Below are 19,523 nucleotides of genomic sequence, written 5' to 3'. Positions count from 1 at the left end.
CTGCTGATGCACCTGTTGCTGCGACGGCTGCCAAGCCTGTAATAGCATTGAGATGTACCTGAGCTATATCCGGGAAGGCTTTCACTTCCAGGTATAGCTCAAGTATAACTCAGGTATACTGCTGCCTGTTATTAGCTACCACAATCATTCATCCCACCACAGATGATCCGCGAGTGACCCTATAGCTGGCACGTTCTCCGGGTTCCGGCTGGTCTCTGATGCAGGATACCCCACCCGGCGGATAAAGGTGTTCAGCAATGCGCCCTGCGGCAATTGAAAATTCTTATACTTATAGTCGCAACGGCGGGCATCAGTCCAGGTTTCCGGCTGCAGGAACGTAGCGACATATTTCTCTTTGAAAATCAGCTCTTTGGTAAACGCGCCTTCGCCTGCAGCAACTACCGGATTGGCCAGGTAAGTCTGTTTATCCGCCGGCGCCACCCCTACCTTGTCCATATTGGCTGCAATACCATCCAGGTACGCCTGATAAGATCTGGTCCTATTTACCGCAAAAGAGGCCTCGGATTCAATGAACTTCATCTCAGCGTAGGTCAGTATCAAAAGAGGCGCTCCCCCCCGGGAATAGAACCCATTTACTGATAACGCGCATTGAGAGTTATCCGTACCCGACCCGGTACGTCCGACACCATTCACCGTACCCCGGTAATCACCAAAACGGGTCAGATCAGTGATCAACGGCAACCTGGGATCGAAGACGCCGTAGGTTGTGCCATTCAGCGCATTGATAAAATTGGCACTCAGCCAGCCATCGAGTGTGCCGCTCGCATTATTCTTTGCCACACCATTCCAGGGGCTCAGACTTTCAAAACGGGTGATCTGTGCATCGTCCACATTAGAAGTATACGCGTTCTCCAATGCTGCCAATACAGCTGCAGGATCATAATCCGCCTGCTTACTCTTCCGGTTCAGCAAACGTGCTTTCAGTGCATAAGCCGTCCTGATCCAGGCCGCCTTATTGCCCGCATGTATCAGGTCATTCGTCGGATCGAGCGTTACGAGTGGGTCCGCCTGGTTCAACGACGCGATACCCTGGTCTATCAGCGACAAACAACTGTCATACACCGCCTTTGCATCATCATAGCCGGGTCGCAGGTTTTCTCCTTCCGACCAGGCTTCCCGGTATGGCAGGTTCCCGTACAGGTCTACCGCCATGCTCATATTCAATGCCTCAAGTATCCTGGCTACGCCCAGGTGTTCATATGCACGTTGTGCAATAGCCAGTTGTTTCATCTGACGGATATCCGTCACATTCAGATAAATATTCCGCCAGTTGGTACTTCTGTCTACATCATCATAGATGTCAGAACCACTGCCTGTATTTGGCGAGGCTAATTGCTGTACATAGTAGGATGTGATATATCCGGTCGAATATACATTTATAGCCGACTGATAGGTCGTCGCCACCAGTAATCCGTTGATAGGTGGACGCTGGCTCAGGTTAGGGTCTGTCTGGTTGATGTCCAGATACCCTTTTTTACAGGCGGGCAACACACTCAGCAAACCCGCTGCCAGTATCAGTGTATATAGATGAAGGAATGTACGTTTCATGAATGACAGATTTAGAATTGAATATTAAGGCTGAACAGGAAACTGCGCGTTGCCGGATAAGTAAAGCCGGAGAAGGAGTCGGACGCATTACTTCCTGAAGGACTGGAGCTTGTCTCCGGATCAAAGCCAGTATACTTCGTATGCAGCCACAGATTATTTCCGGTAAATGATACGGTTGCGCCGCTGATAGCCTTTGTAGGACTCAGCCACTGGCCAGGCACTGTATAGGACAATGACAGCGAACGTAGTCTCACCCAGGAGGCATTCTCTATAAAGTTCTCACTTGCGCCCCTGTAGTAATTCCTGTAGAAACCGGCGCCATAGTCAACACCATCGGGGCCTTTTGCCTGTCCCATATAGACAGGCTTCGTGTTAGCTGTACCATCTGCCAGTAGACCATTGAAGACGATGGTTTGGTCGCGGTCTTCTGTCTGCCTGGACTCACCGAATGCTGCCAGGAAGTTAGACAGCTGGTTGTATTTGTAGTTACCCTGACGTACATCAAACAACACCGATAAAGACAGTTGTTTATAGCAGAATGTCTGCGTCATATTACCGATCCACTTAGGTAAGGTGCTGCCCAGGTATCGCTGATTGGAAGCATCGTCCAGCACGGGGAAACCATTCGCACCAATTAACAGCGGCAGGTCATTACGCAGCGTCTTCTTATCATCCACTTCATTACCGTAGTAACGCTTATAAGTTCTTCCATACAACGCACCATATGACTGACCCGGCACCAGCTTGGTGCTCACAGTGGAACTCAGGTAGCCATATTGGGAAGACAGGATAATTTCAGCCAGTTTCAGTTCTTCGTTCAGCTTCTTTACCCGGTTACTGTTGGTGGAGAAGTTCACCCGGAAGTCCCAGCTGAAATCTTTTGTACGTACCGGCATGGCTGACAGGGTTATCTCCAGGCCCCTATTGCTGATCTCTCCGGCATTAACATATGCCTTGTCAAAACCAGTGGTCGTGGAGACATCGACAGGCACCAGCAGGTCTTTGCTTTTCTGTTGATAGACCACTGCTTCCAGCCCTACCCTGCTTTCCAGGAACCGCAGTTCGGTACCCAGTTCTGTGGTCTGGGTAAATTCAGGACGCAGATTAGGGTTGCCCAATGTTCTGTTCTGATAGAACGGTACACTGGATCCGATAGTGGTACCCGCCTTAAAACCATTGGTAATGGAATAGGGATCACCGTCTTTACCGATCTTCGCCCAGGAGGCCTTGATCTTCCCGTATGTCCACCAGTCCGGCAATTTGAACTGATCACTGAAAATGTAACTCAGACTGACAGAAGGATAAAAATAACTACGGTTATTCCTGGAAAGTGTAGACGTGTAATCATTCCTGCCAGTCACTTCAAGGAACAGGTAATTATTGAGACCCAGTGTCAGATCGGCGAAATAGCCGTAGTTCCTGTAATCAGAAATATAGGATTCACCAGTTACACGTTTGGCATTATTCAGCAGGAACAGGTCAGGTACTACAAGCGTATCGCCCATTACACTGTTCCTTCTCACACGTTGATCGCGGAGGTCATGACCGAGCTTCAGATCAATAGAATATTTCTTATTGAAAGTATGTGAGATATTTGCCATAATGGTGGATGTCAGCGTGCGGCTGCGCAGGTTATATTCATACATAAAGCCGTATTCGTTATCGTCCAGATTAGGCGCTTCTCCTACCAGGCCCAGCGGACCAGGCGCCTGATGTACCCTGCCATCTGTATAGAAGTCATTACCCACCCGATATGAGAAGTTGAGCCATTCTGCCGGTTTATATGTAATGAACGTGCTGGCAATGGTACGATTGACATTATCCCGGAACTTATTGGTTGATAATGTATAGATCGGGTTGTTGGTACCACTGCTGTAAGTCTGTTGTGTGCCGTCGGGTTTCACATAATTTTTCATATCCCACCTGGGCGACCAGTAAATGATCTGCTCTCCATAGCGGTCGGCATTCACCCTGTTACCGCCGGAATTGATATAGTTCAGTGACACACCCGCGCTGATCTTTTCACTGATCTTAAACTGGCCATTGATCCTTGCATTATAACTGGTATAGTCACTGAACGGGATCACGCCATCCTGGTCTAAGTAAGAAAGCGAACCCAGTAACTGTGCCTTATCTGTTCCACCACTGACATTCACCGTATGACGCGTCTGGGAACCCGTCCGGAAGGCTTGTTTATAATTGTTATATAACTGATCCGGGTGCGTATTATCGAGCTTTTTTGCCTCCTCTACCGTTGGACCGAACGTGGGCCAGAAACTCGCAGGATCATATAAACCGAGATAGCCCTGCGAAAATTTAGACTGTACGTCCGGTGTTTTATTGACTTTATCCAGCCCGTACATACCACTGTAAGTCACCTGTAGCTTACCTGACTTGCCTGACTTCGTAGTGATCACGATGGCACCATTAGCAGCACGGATACCGTATAATGCCGTCGCAGCCCCACCTTTCAGGACCGATACGCTTTCAATATCGTCGGGGTTTATATCGGCGGCACGGTTACTCATACCTCTTGTTTCTGCACCACCGGTGGTATACGTATTATTATCAATTTCCACACCATCTACGATGAAAAGCGGCTGATTGTTCCTATCGCCCGCAATGGAGTTAATGCCCCTGATGATGATACGGGCGCCCTGGCCGGGACCGCCACCAGCACTGGAGATCTGTACACCAGCTACTTTACCCTGCAATGCATTCACTACGTTGGACTGGTGATTGACATTCAGATCCTTATTATCTACCTGTTGAATCGTATAACCCAGTGCACGCTTCTCTTTTTTTACGCCGAAGGCAGTAACTACCACTTCATTCAGGTCCTTCCGGGAAGACTGCATCGTTACATTCAGCACATCGCCGGTACCAACTGGCAACTCTTGTGTAGTATAGCTTACATAGGAAAAGATCAATGTAGCATTATCACCCGAGAGAGTAATTGTATAATCGCCTGTAGCGGCAGTGAACACATGGTTCTGCGTACCTTTTTCTATGATGACGACGCGCTCAAGCGGTTGCTGCGTATCACCTCCCACAACGTGTCCGCGCAGGGTTTTCCCTTTTTGGGCAAAGGCAGTAGAGCAGACTGCCAATAACAGGATCAGCGCCAGCCCTGTAGAAACTTTCATAAGCTGTTAAGTTTAGAATGAGTGATGTGAAAAAGCATGAGTTATCCTCGTTGTACATGGTACAACATGATTTTGGTTTAGTGTGCTATAGATTATTCCCCGGAGTCTGTGATCAACTCAGTGTGTCATCGACATAAGCAAATTTTCCCTTATCAGATGTAGGGCTTTCCCTGGTTAAACAAGCAGTTTTACTTCCTGATGAGACAAAATAAAAAAACAATCATTCTTTTGCAAGATTTTCACGTATCAATTTAACACTAATACGATACGATGGGTTCAATCGGGGCTATAAAAAATAATGATCTCTACCCGGCGGTTCCGCCTTCTTCCTTCAGCTGACTGATTATCTGCTACCGGCTGATGCTCACCAACACCTATGATCTGCCGGATGTCATTGCCTAGTCCGTGTTCCTGCATATAACTGGCTACAGCATTGGCCCTTTTCATCGATAGCGTATTGTTATAGGCACTGGTACCGGCATTGTCCGTATGCCCGTTCACCTGTAGCTGTATACTGCCGTCCCGGGGTATTTTTTTCATAAGACTGTCCAGCGAGCCATACAGGTTTCTGTTCAGTTCACTACTATTGAATTTAAAGAGAATATCGGGAATGACCAATGTATCGGGATGATGAGCGATCAATTTAGTTGGCAGGGTATCTTTGATCAGTGGCGGCCGGCATACGATCATTTCAACACGATTATTCTCACCGGCTGCACCACCAGCAGTGTCATATCTGGGGTTGGTCCGCCCTTCCCCCCTTATCTCAAAATCGTCAAAGCTGTATCCCTCATTATACACCATATAATTGGCAACGGCTTTTGCCTTATCCGCAGAAACGATCCTGTTATATTCTTCCGACGCCGCCTGCCAGGCATACCCGATCAGCAGGATACGTGCACGGTTGCCCCGGTAGCGGTTCAACGCGTCATCTATCTGTTGTTTATAGCGGTCATTGAGGCTGGTTTTATCGGCAGTGAACAGGTCATCTTTCAGTATGATCGTATCACAACCAGCAGCGCCATCCAGACGGTGTATAAGGTCACCAGCAGCGATCAGTGCCTCAGGAATGGTATGACGGTGCCGTTCTTTGTACAACAGCATTATTGTACTGTCGGGATTACCACAGGCGGTACCCCCTTCTTCGGGCGTCACACTGATACTATCGATCAGCAGCTGCGCATTATTGTATCCGCCTCCGGCGCCTTCTTTCTTTTGTGGTGCCCTGAAATTACCGATGAGCATATGCGTGGCCGTCTGCGTGGCAACGTAGGTTTTCTCCAGCATGTACCAGGGATGATTGAGCCGGAATAGTTTCTTCTGTACATCATTCTCATTTAGTTCCAGACTGGCAGGCGCAGTCAGGCAACTGGCATGCTGGCTAAATACAAAAGCGGTGTCAAAGCGTATCCCTGCGCGTAAGGGGTAATTATCCGTATTCATGTAGATACGTATCCGGTATTTTTTCCCTTTTTCCAATGAACAGCGCAACCGGGTCTGTATATAGACTCTGAGATCAGGATTTTCCTTGCCTTCCAGTAAAAGATTAACGTAGTGTTGCCCGTGCAGAGCAGTGCCGTTACACAGGTATTTCATCCTCGCCACCTCCGGCGCAACTGAAAGCCAGGCTGAGGGGGCACAGGGAGCTGTATATTCTGTACAGATATTTACATCTTCGAAGGAAGCGTTTGGCACCAGGTTCTGGGCAATCAGTCCCATTGTACAGTAACAGCATAGCAGTATCGTTGCGATACTTTTTGCAACATAGGCCAGCATGCACGTGGAATTATATCTTATATCCATCGAAAACCAGTACTAAGGTAGGATATTATTAGAAATGTGAGCCCCATTCCCGTTATTGACCACAATAGGCTGGAATAGGAGGAAAACCCTTACTTTTATTCAATTGTATACTACCTAAACCACTCTATTCATGCTAATCGTCATCAAAATCCTCATTGGTCTCTGTGCCCTTGAACACCTCTATATTCTATGGCTGGAAATGTTTGCCTGGACCACTAAAGCACCTAAGGTCTTCAAACAGCTTCCCGCACATCTCTTTGAGCCCACAAAAACACTGGCTGGCAATCAGGGACTGTATAACGGCTTTCTTGCAGCAGGTTTGATCTGGTCATTCTTTATTCAGGATGGCGCCTGGTCGCTGCATATAGCCACCTTCTTCCTGAGCTGTATCGCAGTAGCGGGTATCTATGGGGCACTGACTGCAGGGAAGCGTATCTTCTTCGTACAGGGACTACCTGCGCTCATTACCTTATTACTGATCTCTATTCTCTGAAAATATTAGTGTTAAAAATACCAGGAGGGCTTCATCATGACAAGGTGGAGCCCTCTTGCCATGATAGTAACGCCAGACAAAGCGTACACACCCTCAGGGTAGGCGTGTATTTTATCACTAATGCTGCGCAAAAGAAGGGTCGTGATGCATCGCAGGTTAACTGACGGGGTGCCTCTCAAGGGCGGATGAAGAAGTAAAGTGGCCTGCCATTGAAAGGGGTAATTAAACTCCAAAAGCCGCATCAGCTATTGATGCAGCAGTTTGAAGTTTAGGGAGCAGAAGAGGTGTTGAGAAAACTACTTAACAGCGACAAATGTCTCAACAGCTCATGCTCCCTAAGCATTCGACCCACCATCTATCGTGAGTGCTGTCCCGGTGATATAACCACTTTCAGGACTGGCGAGATAAGCAACCAGACTGGCAATATCAGCAGCCTTGCCAAAGTGACCCAGCGCCAGGCGTGCTACCTGCGAAGCGGCATGTGCACCATCAGCGGGGTTCATGTCAGTATCTACAGGACCGGGTTGGACAAGGTTGACAGTGATCCCTTTAGGGCCTAGTTCCCGGGCCATTCCCTTTGTCATACCGATCAATGCGGACTTACTCATGGAATAGAGCGTTGCCCCCCGGTTAGCGACATGATCGGCCATGTTGCTGCCGATGCTGATGATCCGACCGCCCGCAGTCATATGTCTGGCAGCAGCCACAGAAGCTATATAGACAGCGCGGACATTCACATCCATGATCCGGTCATACTGATCAGGAGTTTGCTCTTCCAGCGGACTTTCTCCATAGATACCAGCGTTGTTCACCAGTATATCAATACCTCCTAACTGGGATATAACCGTATCCACAGCATTCGCAACCGCCTCCTGAGAAGCGCTGTCAGCCAGGATCGGCAATACTTTCCGTCCGGTACTTTGCGCTACGTCCCGGGCCAGTTGTTCCGCTTTAACAGCAGACCTTACATAGGTAAATACCACATTTGCACCAGCATCCGCCAGTCTTTTTACGATAGCGGCACCCATACCGCGGCTACCGCCTGTTACCAATGCGACTTTGTTTTCAAGATGTTTCATAATAACTATTTTTGTTACTTGTTTGTAAAAGTAAAGAGGTATACGTAATTTTACAGGTACTGACAAGATTATTAAGTACTGACAAAAATGTAAGTAATGAGAAAGGAAGGCTCAACTAATACATTGAACAGGAATAAGATAAACCTAAATTGCGGCATGGCTTACACCCTCGATCTGATCGGTGGCAGGTGGAAACCAAACATACTCTGGGCATTACTGGGGGGTAAACTGCGGTATAGCGAACTGAAAAAAAATATTCCTGACGTATCCGAGCGCATCCTTGTATTGCAGCTGAGAGAGCTGGAAAAGGACGGTCTGATCAAAAGACTGGTGTATGCAGAAGTACCTCCGAGAGTGGAATACGAGCTTACAAACGACGGTGCGTCAATGAAACCAATGTTAGAATGTATTTCAGCCTGGGGAGATAAACACAGGCCCAATAAGACAAATTAGTACTATCTTAAGAAACTTTAGTTTAAAATAAGACACATCAATACATGACGTTAGACATATTTTTTACCGTCTTTCTGGTACTGCTGAACGGATTTTTTGTAGCGGCAGAATTTGCGATCGTAAAGGTCCGGTCATCGCAGATCGAAGTAAATGCGGGCAGCAACAAAACGGTCTCGCAAGTGGCCAAAAGCATAGTCAATAACCTCGATGGCTATCTGGCGGCCACACAGCTGGGTATTACACTCGCATCCCTGGGGCTTGGTTGGGTCGGCGAGAAAGTGATGACAACCCTGATACTGAATGCTTTCCATGCACTTAATTTCAATATAGCGGAAGACGTTGCTCACAAAGTAGCAATCCCTATTGCATTCCTCGGTATTACCATCCTTCACATCGTATTTGGTGAGCTGGCACCGAAATCGCTGGCGATCCGTAAACCTGTACCAACCACCTTTACCGTAGCAATTCCCCTCAAATTATTCTATGCAGTGTTCCGGCCATTCATCTGGATCCTGAATGGTTTTGCGAATGTCATTCTGCGTATGGTAGGCATCCGCCCTGTGCATGAACATGAGGATATACACACAGAAGAAGAGCTGCGTGTCATCATCGCAGAAAGTCATCAGGGTGGTGTGATCGAGGAGACAGAAAAAGCACTGATCCAGAACGTATTTAATCTGGGCGACCGTCATGTATCAGCCCTGATGACGCCACGTAACGAGATCATATGGCTGGATGTGGATGATGATCCGGAAGTGAACAAGGTAAAAATCCTCACCCAGAAGCACACAGTATATCCGATCGCCAAAGGCGATCTGGACCATACCACCGGCTTTGTATATTCTAAAGACCTGCTGAGCGATAACTTCAATGGCGCTATTAATAACCTGGAAGCGATCAGCCGTAAACTGCTGGTGGTAACTGTACATAACCGTACTTACCAGTTGCTCGAACTGTTCAAGCGTGAAAGGATCTACCAGGCAATGGTAGTCGACGAATTTGGCTCGATCAAGGGATTGGTGACCATCAATGACATCGTGGATGCGCTGGTAGGTAACATCTCTGAGACCAACGAATTTGAATATGAGGTAATACGCAATGAGGATGGCAGTATCCTGGTAGACGGCCAGTTGCCATTCGTTGAGTTCCTCGAAATGATGGGTATCGACGCAGATCCACAAAAGGTAAATGTGACCAATTTCGTTACCCTGGGTGGTTTCATCCTGGACAGAATGGGTAAGATACCAGAAGCAGGTAACAGTATCACCTGGCGTAACCTGAAGCTGGAAGTGATCAAGATGGATCAGCACCGTATCGCCAAGGTACATATCTGTAATGTCGAAAAAGACAAAGACAAGGACGAGGAGAAATAATTCGTTCTACAAATACTTTAGGAGCACCATTACATAAATGGTGCTCTTTTTTTGCCCAGGTAAATATTAATTTAACGCGATACTACTCAACAAGACCCTGCAATGATGAACAAGCTGAAATCGTTCTTACCACACGTAGCGGCCATACTGGCATTGCTGTTGCTGTCAATTATTTATTGCCGGCCAGCTATGAACGGGAAAATACTCAGCCAGAGCGATAACGTGCAATGGCAGGGAATGGCAAAGGAAGCCATGGATTATAAAAAAGCACATGGCATCACCCCTCTGTGGACCACCAGCATGTTTGGGGGTATGCCTACTTATCAGATCGCGATGGAAACGCCTTATGACTTTGCGAACTATATTCCGTCTGTGCTGACATTGGGATTACCCAAACCCATCAACGTATTGTTCCTTTCGGCTATCTGCTTCTATTTGCTTTGCATGACCCTCGGCACGAATCCATGGATCGGTTTCCTTGGCGCAGTAGCATATACATATGCCAGTTATAGTCCCATCATCATCGTGACGGGGCATGAGACCAAGATGCTGGCGCTGGCCTATCTGCCTGCTGTGATTGCAGGATTGGTACTGATCATCCGTAAGCGCTACCTGCTCGGCACAGGTATGATGGCACTGGCACTCACCTATCTGGTCGCCGCCAATCACCTGCAGATGACCTACTATTTCTTCCTGGTACTGGGCGTGATCGGCATAGCATATGTCGTATACTGTATTCGCGAAAAAGAATTCAGACACCTGATCATCAGTGGATCGTTGGTGCTGCTGGCAATAGTACTCTCATTCGGGTCTAACGCGGTGAGTCTCTGGACAACCTACGAATATTCAAAGGAAAGTACCCGCGGCGGCGCATCTGAACTGACACCACTACCTGGTGCGTCAGATGATAAACCACAGGGAGGCCTGGACAGGAACTATGCCTTCCGCTGGAGCTATGGAAAATTTGAAACCTTTACCCTTCTGGTACCCAACATTTACGGCGGAAGCTCTTCGGGAACACTGGGCAAGGATTCTGAAACCTTTAAGAAACTGTCTGCGATAGGCGTACCTGAAAATCAGGCCGAACAGGTGATTAAACACTGGAATCTGTATTGGGGTTTTCAGTCTGAATTAGGCACCTCCGGTCCCGTATACCTCGGCATTGTGATCTGTATGCTGGCGTTACTGGGATTGTTCATTATCCGTTCCTGGCATAAATGGTGGCTGATCGGGATCAGTGTACTCGGTATTCTGCTGGCATGGGGTAGCAACTTTGCGGCCTTTAACTATTTTATGTTCGATCATTTCCCGCTGTATAATAAGTTCCGCGCACCATCACAGGCGCTGGTCATTCCACAGTTCTCCTTTGCCGTACTCGCTGTGCTGGCGCTCCAGGAACTGGTAAGCGGAAAGTTATCCAAGGAAGCGCTGAAAAAGAAACTGCGATGGACTGGATTGTTGACTGGTGGCCTGCTGGCTGTAATCTATCTGGCTTCCTTCAGTGCCAATTATACGAATGCGACAAATGATCCGCAACGTGCGGGAGGTGATGATATGTTCCAGGCACAACTGACCCAGATGTTACAGGGGAATGCGCAGTTGTCGGGGGAACTGATGACTGCCTTGTATGCGGACAGAGAACAACTTTATCATAGTGATGTATATCGGGCTATTCTTTTCGCAGGGTTAGCTTTTCTGCTATTATGGCTTTACCAGACCAACCGGCTCGATAAAAAGTGGCTGCTACCTGCGCTTACGTTGTTAGCCGTGATTGATCTGCTGCAGGTCGATGCCCGTTATCTGAACAGTGAGAGTTTCATGGATGAGACCAGTTATGGCGGATCGTTCCAGCCTTCATCGGTTGACCAGCAGATATTGCAGGATAAAGATCCACATTACAGGGTATTCAACCTGACAGCAAAACCGTTTGATGACGCAATGACATCCTACTTCCATAAGAGTGTAGGCGGTTATCACGCGGCAAAGCTGCAACTCTATGCTGATCTTATTGAAAGGCAGATCAGCAAAAACAACCTGCAGGTGCTCAATATGCTCAATACAAAATATGTGATTGTACCCGGGCAGGACGGGCAACCAGTAGCACAACGTAATCCGGAAGCATTAGGCAATGCCTGGTTTGTAAAGCATATTGTATGGGCGAAAAATGCAGATGAAGAAATGCGTATACTGGACCACATGAACACCAGAGATTCGGTGGTCATAGATCAACGGTACGCTGAAGCGGTGCAAAGTACGCTGGTATATGATTCAGCGGCGACTATCAGCCTGATTGCCAATAACCTGAATGAAATCAGTTATGCGTCCAGTTCAAACACACCGCAGTTTGCAGTATTCTCAGAAGTTTATTACAAACAGGGCTGGAAAGCATTCATTGATGGACGGGAAATACCGTATGTAAGAGCAAATTATGCACTGCGGGGTATGACGGTACCGGCAGGTAAACATACCATCGCGTTCAGGTTTGAACCGAACGCATACTACGCTGGCATTAAGTTGTCACTGACCAGCTACATCATAATGTTGCTCCTCCTGACCGGAGGTATAGTTTTGAATTTTAGAATGAACAAAATGAATGGTGAAAAAGCAAAAAGTGTTTGATAATTTTGTTCCATCACGCTGAAAGCATCGACTGTCCGACGATATAGCGCATCATTATTCCAGATTCAACGCATAGTGATAGGATGACGTCGGGAGTATCTATGGAGATTAACAACACGACAAAAGGGGACTTTAGCTATTCAGAAAGATTATAAAAACGTCGCGAAGCAAATATCTGCATAACGGTAGTACAGAAGATGAAATGCTATTCAGCGGCAAAAGTACGAGAGCAGATAACCAATGCTACTTCTTTCAATATCAATGCATATCTCTGTTTATGTAAAAGTAAACAGAGATATGCTTCCACCGGATTAACCAGCCATATATAAAGGACACTTATGATAGAGATTACATCTGAAAACCTTCGGGAACGCATATTCCGGCATGCTTCCGGGGCGATGGGAAAGGCACGTAGCACGAATAAGAAGATTACTATTGCAGAACAGGGACACTGAATGTATCATACGCGATCACCTTCGCCGGCACTTGTTTGTGGAACCACCTAAATGCACGGTTACAAAGAATCATTTGTAACTACAATCATAAATAAACACCATTATTAAAAAAGTATACCCATCTGTTGTATGAACAGATGTTGTGTTGGTATGTCCGGATGTTTGACTATCCTGACTAATGATGTTCTCCTGTCATTTTATACTTATTGCCGGGGTGGGTATAGGAAGATATGCCAGTTGATAGCACCAGCACATTCTGGTGTTTCATCTGTGTAAGGCGGAACTGAAACGCCTGTTCGGCGGAATATATCCGATATGATGTACTCCCGACAGGGCAGACATGTAAGGGCGACACATGTAGCCCGTCACATACGATGTTGTCTACAATAATGCATATAAACGTGATACGCATGTGGTGGATAGTATTTACGGCTACTGAAGTTTTCAGCAGAACAGATGAATATAGATACGCCTGGTTATATCTCTTGCGTAGAAACTACCTGCATCCATGGAGATGGGCGAAAGACATTTAGCATCGTGGATAACAGCTGAACATCACTTTTGTGTCTTTACCCAGGAATAGACTCGACGAATATACGCTGATGACAAAACAACGGGTACATCATATCTACCGTTCCGGGTGTCAGTAACTGCCATTCGTCGTCTGTATAGTCACCAGAATTATGCTTACAACAATCGTGATAACCTTAACACAAACAATCAATATTAAACATCTAAACAACAGCTATGAAAAAGCACAAATTCAGGAAGGAAATAGTTGAATTCATTGCGAGTAAATTCGAAGAATCCGACCAGGCACTGGGTGAACTTGTCATGGATTTCAAGCAATTACACAGAGACGTTCTGACCCATGAAACCAGGATCTCACGCCTCGAAAAGACAATCAATGAAATGCAGGCGGATAATGTACTTACACAAGCCTGTCTTGCGAAAACAATCATCAAAAACGACAACGCAAAACGTGAGCTGAAATACGCGATCGCCAGGTCTGAACACTTCTATTCCCGGGCAGTGCAATTCGCTGAACAGTTGAAACAGATGAGAAAAGAGTTAACAACGCTGAAAGCGACTGCTAACAAAACAACGCCGGATACAGCGAGCGAAAAAACAACGGATACCGGTGATCATCAGGTAAATGAGGCAGCAGCCTAATACGACATGGTTAAGGTTAGCAGCAACTTTAGCCTGGAAGAATACTTTTAAAATTTTTTATTATGGCAGACGTATCCAACGAGACTATACACTTACTGCTAACCAGGGTAATGAGATTAGAAACAATAGTAAGTGAGGAATTTAAAACAATGGATGAAAGAATGATTGCTATGGATGCCAAACTGGCCAATACTGTTAGTAAACTTAATAATATCGAAAACCGGCTCATTGATGTAGAACAAAAACAGATTGCTCAGGATGTTCAGATTGAAAGTCGCTTTTACTCCATCGAAGTAATACTGGAAAAACTCGCCGATCAGCTGTCAGGAAAAAAGCAAACACAGGGCAAAACAATGGCGAAAGGCCGGGGCAAAAACTGAGTGGCGATTATAAGTGTGTCGTGGTGAATAAACAGGCCACTTTATTAAGAGGCAGCCGTATCAGCGTAAAGGAGATAATCATATATCACCGGCGCGAGCTTATTGAAACGGGGGCATATTATGTTTGGTCAGAAGGGGCGTTCCGCCGGCGGCGGAACGCCCACTGATATTGGATACGTTGCTTTACTTGCCCCATACGGCACTAAAACGTCCGTTATCATCGTAGTTCTGTACCTTCACCAGACGAAGGCCCTGAGCAGAGAACTGATCAAATTTGGACTGATAGTCTGCTGATGTCATACCATAGTAGGCGGCATAGTTGCTCTTTTTAGGACGCCATACCCCTCCTACTTTGCTGCCATTTACGCAGATGCTTTTCAACTCCCAGTTAGGGTAGAGTTCATTGAATTTATTGTTGAAATCGGCAGCATTCATGCCGTAGTAAAGGTAGAAGCCATTGTCATTAGGCTTGTTCACGAAAACAGCCGCATGTAGTCTCTTACCATTCACGGTGTAGTCAACATGCTCCTGTACATGCCATTTCTTAGTGGTTACGTAAGTCTTCCACGCATTGTCAAAGGTGGCATCATCCGCATTGTGCACCGAATAAGCAGCCTGTCCGGCAGGATTTTTTTCCCAGATAACGGAGAACCTCGGATTACCACTGCCGTCCTTGGTTACAGAGATCTGACGCGGACGCATGCCCTGTGCATTATAGGTATTAAAATAGTTCTGATATACGGAACCTGTCATGTAAAAGCGTGCATACCACTCGCCCGAAAGTCCCCACTGGAACGAACCGGCCGCATATAAATTGCTGCCATTGCGGTCTACGCTGACTGTTTGCAAAGACATGCCCATCCCTGTGTAGTAAGACCAGTATTTATTAACCAGATCCAGCGGCACGTTGTGGAAGCTCGGATAAAAAGGCGCATACAAACGGGCATATGGTGTCACTGACCCGAGGTCATAACAGCTTACGCCGCTGTGATTGTAGGTCCCATATGGATCTACGTTTACCCAGTCTCCACTGTGTCCGGCGCGGGTATCCTGCACACTCACCTCAAAATGCAAGTGAACATTGAAAGAACGTGTATCAGGGTTCTTCATGGTACCATCATCCTTCAGGATCACGCCAATACCACCTGACCCGGTATTACCTGCATAAGCGATGAACTGGCCAGCCTGTACAATATCATTCTTCTTCACCTTGATGGTCTGGGAATTGGTGCCCCAGCAAAGGTTGCTGCTGGTACCATTGGTAGCAAATGACTTATACTTGGCCGTTGGAGAATTTTTCGCCAGTCCGCGATCATTATCATAACCATTACGCAGGTGCAGATAACGGCTGCGGTATTTAAATCCATCAGGAGCAGTATGTTCGATGATAACGATATTACCGCCTCCGTTTGACCAGTATACATCTATTACTTTACCTGGAGCGATGGCATATACGCCAAAAGTAGGATCCTCGTTCGCCGCAACGCTGGACTTACCATAGTCGATTGCCCGGTGTGGATCATTTGCCCCATTGTTGTCATTATCCCAGCTATAATAGAAGCCCTGCCATACGCCTACCGCACTGCTCTTGTAGGGGAAATATAGCGGCATGTGTGCTTTTACACCACTGTAAACCGGATCAAGGCCATCTTCTACTACGGGAGGTGCGCAGGCACCACTACGGAACATGGCAATACCCGGCGCATCTGCTTCGGTAAATACTATCTGTTTAGGAGCCACCATCCTTCTTGAAGGTGTGATCGTTCTTAATCTGCCAACAACAGGCTTGTTACTGATCTCATCACCATCAGGGCCTTGTGCAACAGGTAACGTAGGTTTCTGAATGCTTTTATAAAGCAATTCCGGACTTTCTTTTTCTTCTTTTTGTGGTTCCTGCGCAAATGCCTGCATACACAATAATGCGGCTGCCGCAGAGAGTAGAATTTTCATACAACGTAATTTTTGGGGTTGAATTATTATTACGAAGGCAAAGTAAGTACATCAGAAAGCGAAAGAAAAATGGTAATTCCTATCTGGTAAAAATTGAATGGTAAATGGTGGATATGAGAAGATAAAAGGCAGGAAACATTTAATAGACAAGGGTTTGCGGGAAATACGCTCTTCGGAAAGTACGTAAATAGTGCGTAATAAAGGTAGCAAAAGATAAACGGGGAATACCTGTAAGTCCTACAGCTATTCCCCGTTTATCTCTTTATTAATAAACTATCGTTTCAGTAAACTATTTTTTACATATCCGTAGCTCGTTTTAATACTCTCGAAAGGATCAATAGTGATCATATCCTGTTCTACAAAAGCGTACTTCACGCCTGCTACGCTGGCATTTGAAAAAATATGCTTAAAGTCGACTGCTCCTGTACCTACTTCCGCAAATTTCACTTTAGGGAGTATCTCCATGGATGTCAGCTTATCGTTATCTCCGCCGGCAATCTTGCCCTGTGTCGTTTTGTCGATATCTTTCACATGCCACATAGAGAATCTTCCTGGATGCTTTTTGAAAAGCGCTACCGGATCGACACCGGATTTAATAGCCCAGAAGAGGTCCAGTTCAAATGTCACCAATGATGGATCTGTACCCTTCAGCATGATCTCATAGCCGGTGGTATTTACATCCGGTTGTGTCCTGAATTCCCAAAAGTGATTATGGTATCCTACTTTCATTCCGAGCTTACGGGCTTCCTCTCCTGCCTTGTTCAGCTGCGCTGCAATAAACTTATAGTCATCCGCGGTCAACTTATCCCACAAAGCTAATGGCGGAATTGGCACGATCAGGTATTGCTGTCCCAGTTCGTGGGCGATTTCCAGCTGTACCTTCAGGGCCTCATCTTTACCGTTACCACGGGTCAGATAATCATTCAGCTGATAGTGCCCACTATGGGTAGCCAGACCGTGCTGTTTCAGTAAAGCCTTTAATCCCTTCGGGTCCAGTCCCCAGAACTGGTCTTTCTGACCACGCTCCTTATATCCGTAGAATGTTTCGACATGGCTGTAACCTATCTCCGCAACTTTAGCGATCGTACCTTTCACGTCCTTTGCCAGTGGATCACGCAGGGTATATAGCTGTAGGCCGATCTTTGTAACAGTATTCTCTCTGCTTCGGCTGAAAATACCTGATGGATTGATCATTAATCCGGCTGCTATCAAGCCAGCCTGCTGCATAAAAATTCTCCTTGAGCTCATGTTTTTGTTTTTAACGTGGCGTGGTATAAGCTGAATGTACAAAAAAACACTGATGACAAGAAAAGTATAGGGAGGAATGGCTGTTTTTTTAACAATTGCCGGCAGGGGAACAAACGAAAAGGGAATCCACCGTGGTAGACTCCCTTCGTATCTCTTCAGTTGTAAGCATTAGCGGATGAAGATCCTCGCAAACAGCAATCCGCCAGCAATGAGGATCGGACCGATAAATGCTACCCAGCCCAGCTTACGTCTTGGTAGGGCATTTAAAGCCGGTAATAACTCATAATTCACCTCATACAATTTGTTGTCACTTTTACGTACACACCAATTGGAGCCGATCGGGAACATCGGGATCCAGTAAAGATGGGCATATTGTTGTCTCAGCTCAAACTGCACGATACCCGGCACCTGCTCGTGGATACCGATTTCAGATAATTGTACAGTTTTCGCATTGAAACTGTTACGTCCATAAATGATCATAGGTTCTTGGGTTTAGATTTTATAGGTTTAGGCAATAATAGCTGATTTGGCATAACAATATATAAAGATTTTTAATAATAAACAAAAGGTCCGCCAGTTGGCGGACCTTACATAGGTGTAGGTATATACAGGGTAGATTGGATACTGATTTATTCCCAGGGCAGATCGATGGTTGCGCCAAAACGCAGCGTATTGGCCAATGGACTGCGGTTAAACCCGCTGCCTGATGGCACTATATAGGCAACGTTGATCATGGCGGAACCATATTTGTAACCCAGCCCGGTCGTTACATACTTCCGGTCACCATGGGTCTTGTCTTCCCAGAAGTAACCTGCTCTGACAAAGAACTGGTCATCGAAACTGTATTCACCTCCCAGTGACACCTGGAATGACTTAAAGCCCCCATTTGCACTACTGAAAGATTTGAACCAGCTTTTCACAACACTATAGCTGTAATAAGACGAGATGCCTGCTGAATCAGTTGGTACGACAGGGGTCAGTAGTTTATTGATTTCCAGGCCGAACGTGAATTTATGTCCCTCTTCCATCGGTAGTCTGTAAGCCACACCTGCTCCGAAATTAGAAGGCAGGTATTCCCTGGCTGTACTGCTGTTACTGTAATTGACACGTGATCCCAGGTTGGTGATCGTAGCACCAGCTGTCAGGCCCTTGCCGTCTTCATCCACCAGATTATAAGTCATAGAGAGATCTACACCGAAGGCATTGCCGGCCTTGTAGTTGATCCCGGAATTATTGGCATTGCCGCTGGCCAGTTTCGAATAGATATAACGGGCCGTCAGCGCCAGACTTAAATGCTCTCCCAGTTTACGGGCATATCCACCTTCCAGCGAAAACTCCCGCGGACTGGAACTACCCAGCGCATTACCTGCCGCATCAGCAAACTGAATATTACCCAGGTTAAAGTAACGCAGTGCACCGCTTACTGCCTGGTTGTCATCCAGTTTATGATACCCGCTGATCGTTGCCAGATAGATCTTATTACTCACCTCTCTCAGCCATGGCACATAGGAAACAGCGAGACTGTTGGGTGCCTCTGCGAATGCTACCTTCGACAGATTGTAAAAGGGTGAATTAGCATCTGCCTGTGTAGCGATCCCCATATCACCCATGCCGCCGGCACGGGCGTCAGGAGATATGCGCAGGAAAGGAGCTGCAGATGTCGCAACATTCAGCGTTTTCTCCTGTGCATAGGAAGCAGCTGGCAAACAGGCAGCTACCAATAAAGCTAATGTCGCAGAGCGGAAACAGATACGTATCATCTCATTCTTTTTGTATAGCCCC

At 46.6% G+C, this 19,523-nt stretch carries 14 protein-coding genes; 6 read left to right on the top strand and 8 right to left on the bottom strand.

Going from position 1 to position 19,523, the window contains the following annotated elements; all coding sequences use genetic code 11:
- Window positions 1-144: 144 nt before the first annotated feature.
- From GWR21_RS03170 to GWR21_RS03160, 3 genes are all read right to left on the bottom strand, one after another.
- Window positions 145-1,569 (bottom strand): SusD/RagB family nutrient-binding outer membrane lipoprotein, encoded by a 1,425-nt coding sequence (locus GWR21_RS03170; protein ID WP_162330334.1) that lies wholly within the window; start codon window positions 1,567-1,569, stop codon window positions 145-147.
- Between the two features lie 11 nt (window positions 1,570-1,580).
- Window positions 1,581-4,715, bottom strand: coding sequence for a SusC/RagA family TonB-linked outer membrane protein (locus tag GWR21_RS03165; RefSeq protein WP_162330333.1), 3,135 nt, complete (start codon window positions 4,713-4,715; stop codon window positions 1,581-1,583).
- Between the two features lie 276 nt (window positions 4,716-4,991).
- Window positions 4,992-6,491 carry an OmpA family protein gene (locus GWR21_RS03160; protein WP_162330332.1) on the bottom strand — a complete coding sequence of 500 codons (1,500 nt, stop codon included), beginning with the start codon at window positions 6,489-6,491 and terminating at the stop codon, window positions 4,992-4,994.
- 157 nt (window positions 6,492-6,648) lie between these two features.
- On the opposite strand from GWR21_RS03160, the gene GWR21_RS03155 reads away from it, so the two are divergent.
- Complete coding sequence (locus GWR21_RS03155; protein ID WP_162330331.1) at window positions 6,649-7,011, top strand: DUF1304 domain-containing protein; 363 nt, start codon at window positions 6,649-6,651, stop codon at window positions 7,009-7,011.
- Between the two features lie 335 nt (window positions 7,012-7,346).
- Here GWR21_RS03155 and GWR21_RS03150 read toward each other — a convergent pair whose 3' ends face one another.
- Window positions 7,347-8,090 carry an SDR family NAD(P)-dependent oxidoreductase gene (locus GWR21_RS03150; protein WP_162330330.1) on the bottom strand — a complete coding sequence of 248 codons (744 nt, stop codon included), beginning with the start codon at window positions 8,088-8,090 and terminating at the stop codon, window positions 7,347-7,349.
- A 156-nt stretch (window positions 8,091-8,246) separates the two neighbouring features.
- Between GWR21_RS03150 and GWR21_RS03145 the strand changes: the two genes are divergently transcribed.
- The 5 genes from GWR21_RS03145 (at window position 8,247) to GWR21_RS03125 (ending at window position 14,543) form a co-directional block, all read left to right on the top strand.
- Window positions 8,247-8,543 (top strand): winged helix-turn-helix transcriptional regulator, encoded by a 297-nt coding sequence (locus GWR21_RS03145; RefSeq protein WP_202929038.1) that lies wholly within the window; start codon window positions 8,247-8,249, stop codon window positions 8,541-8,543.
- 44 nt (window positions 8,544-8,587) lie between these two features.
- Entirely contained in the window at window positions 8,588-9,916 is a 1,329-nt protein-coding gene (locus tag GWR21_RS03140) for a hemolysin family protein (RefSeq protein ID WP_162330328.1), read from the top strand.
- Window positions 9,917-10,018: 102 nt separating this feature from the next.
- The gene (locus GWR21_RS03135) at window positions 10,019-12,535 is read left to right on the top strand and encodes a YfhO family protein (RefSeq protein ID WP_162330327.1); all 2,517 of its coding nucleotides are present in this window, start codon (window positions 10,019-10,021) and stop codon (window positions 12,533-12,535) included.
- Window positions 12,536-13,737: 1,202 nt separating this feature from the next.
- Window positions 13,738-14,163 (top strand): hypothetical protein, encoded by a 426-nt coding sequence (locus GWR21_RS03130; protein WP_162330326.1) that lies wholly within the window; start codon window positions 13,738-13,740, stop codon window positions 14,161-14,163.
- Window positions 14,164-14,273: 110 nt separating this feature from the next.
- Window positions 14,274-14,543, top strand: a complete 270-nt coding sequence (locus GWR21_RS03125) for a hypothetical protein (RefSeq protein ID WP_162330325.1) — start codon at window positions 14,274-14,276, stop codon at window positions 14,541-14,543.
- Between the two features lie 183 nt (window positions 14,544-14,726).
- Here the strand turns inward: GWR21_RS03125 and GWR21_RS03120 are convergent, their stop codons facing one another.
- From GWR21_RS03120 to porV, 4 genes are all read right to left on the bottom strand, one after another.
- Window positions 14,727-16,493 carry a M23 family metallopeptidase gene (locus GWR21_RS03120; protein WP_162330324.1) on the bottom strand — a complete coding sequence of 589 codons (1,767 nt, stop codon included), beginning with the start codon at window positions 16,491-16,493 and terminating at the stop codon, window positions 14,727-14,729.
- 273 nt (window positions 16,494-16,766) lie between these two features.
- Window positions 16,767-17,741: a sugar phosphate isomerase/epimerase family protein gene (locus GWR21_RS03115; protein WP_162330323.1), complete on the bottom strand. Its 975-nt coding sequence runs from the start codon at window positions 17,739-17,741 to the stop codon at window positions 16,767-16,769.
- Window positions 17,742-17,909: 168 nt separating this feature from the next.
- Window positions 17,910-18,221: a hypothetical protein gene (locus GWR21_RS03110; RefSeq protein ID WP_162330322.1), complete on the bottom strand. Its 312-nt coding sequence runs from the start codon at window positions 18,219-18,221 to the stop codon at window positions 17,910-17,912.
- A 149-nt stretch (window positions 18,222-18,370) separates the two neighbouring features.
- Window positions 18,371-19,501 (bottom strand): type IX secretion system outer membrane channel protein PorV, encoded by a 1,131-nt coding sequence (gene porV, locus GWR21_RS03105; RefSeq protein WP_162330321.1) that lies wholly within the window; start codon window positions 19,499-19,501, stop codon window positions 18,371-18,373.
- Between the last annotated feature and the right edge of the window lie 22 nt (window positions 19,502-19,523).

It is taken from the genome of Chitinophaga agri (genome assembly GCF_010093065.1).
In the GTDB taxonomy this organism is placed as follows: domain Bacteria; phylum Bacteroidota; class Bacteroidia; order Chitinophagales; family Chitinophagaceae; genus Chitinophaga; species Chitinophaga agri.
This window is presented reverse-complemented; position numbering and strand designations above follow the sequence as displayed.

Excerpts from the sequence above, each read along its gene's own strand:
- GWR21_RS03155 (WP_162330331.1), top strand. The coding sequence starts at position 6,649 with ATGCTAATCGTCATCAAAATCCTCATTGGTCTCTGTGCCCTTGAACAC.
- porV (WP_162330321.1), bottom strand. The coding sequence starts at position 19,501 with ATGATACGTATCTGTTTCCGCTCTGCGACATTAGCTTTATTGGTAGCT.
- GWR21_RS03170 (WP_162330334.1), bottom strand. The coding sequence starts at position 1,569 with ATGAAACGTACATTCCTTCATCTATATACACTGATACTGGCAGCGGGT.
- GWR21_RS03145 (WP_202929038.1), top strand. The coding sequence starts at position 8,247 with ATGGCTTACACCCTCGATCTGATCGGTGGCAGGTGGAAACCAAACATA.
- GWR21_RS03130 (WP_162330326.1), top strand. The coding sequence starts at position 13,738 with ATGAAAAAGCACAAATTCAGGAAGGAAATAGTTGAATTCATTGCGAGT.
- GWR21_RS03150 (WP_162330330.1), bottom strand. The coding sequence starts at position 8,090 with ATGAAACATCTTGAAAACAAAGTCGCATTGGTAACAGGCGGTAGCCGC.
- GWR21_RS03125 (WP_162330325.1), top strand. The coding sequence starts at position 14,274 with ATGAGATTAGAAACAATAGTAAGTGAGGAATTTAAAACAATGGATGAA.
- GWR21_RS03120 (WP_162330324.1), bottom strand. The coding sequence starts at position 16,493 with ATGAAAATTCTACTCTCTGCGGCAGCCGCATTATTGTGTATGCAGGCA.
- GWR21_RS03165 (WP_162330333.1), bottom strand. The coding sequence starts at position 4,715 with ATGAAAGTTTCTACAGGGCTGGCGCTGATCCTGTTATTGGCAGTCTGC.
- GWR21_RS03115 (WP_162330323.1), bottom strand. The coding sequence starts at position 17,741 with ATGAGCTCAAGGAGAATTTTTATGCAGCAGGCTGGCTTGATAGCAGCC.
- GWR21_RS03110 (WP_162330322.1), bottom strand. The coding sequence starts at position 18,221 with ATGATCATTTATGGACGTAACAGTTTCAATGCGAAAACTGTACAATTA.
- GWR21_RS03135 (WP_162330327.1), top strand. The coding sequence starts at position 10,019 with ATGATGAACAAGCTGAAATCGTTCTTACCACACGTAGCGGCCATACTG.
- GWR21_RS03140 (WP_162330328.1), top strand. The coding sequence starts at position 8,588 with ATGACGTTAGACATATTTTTTACCGTCTTTCTGGTACTGCTGAACGGA.
- GWR21_RS03160 (WP_162330332.1), bottom strand. The coding sequence starts at position 6,491 with ATGCTGGCCTATGTTGCAAAAAGTATCGCAACGATACTGCTATGCTGT.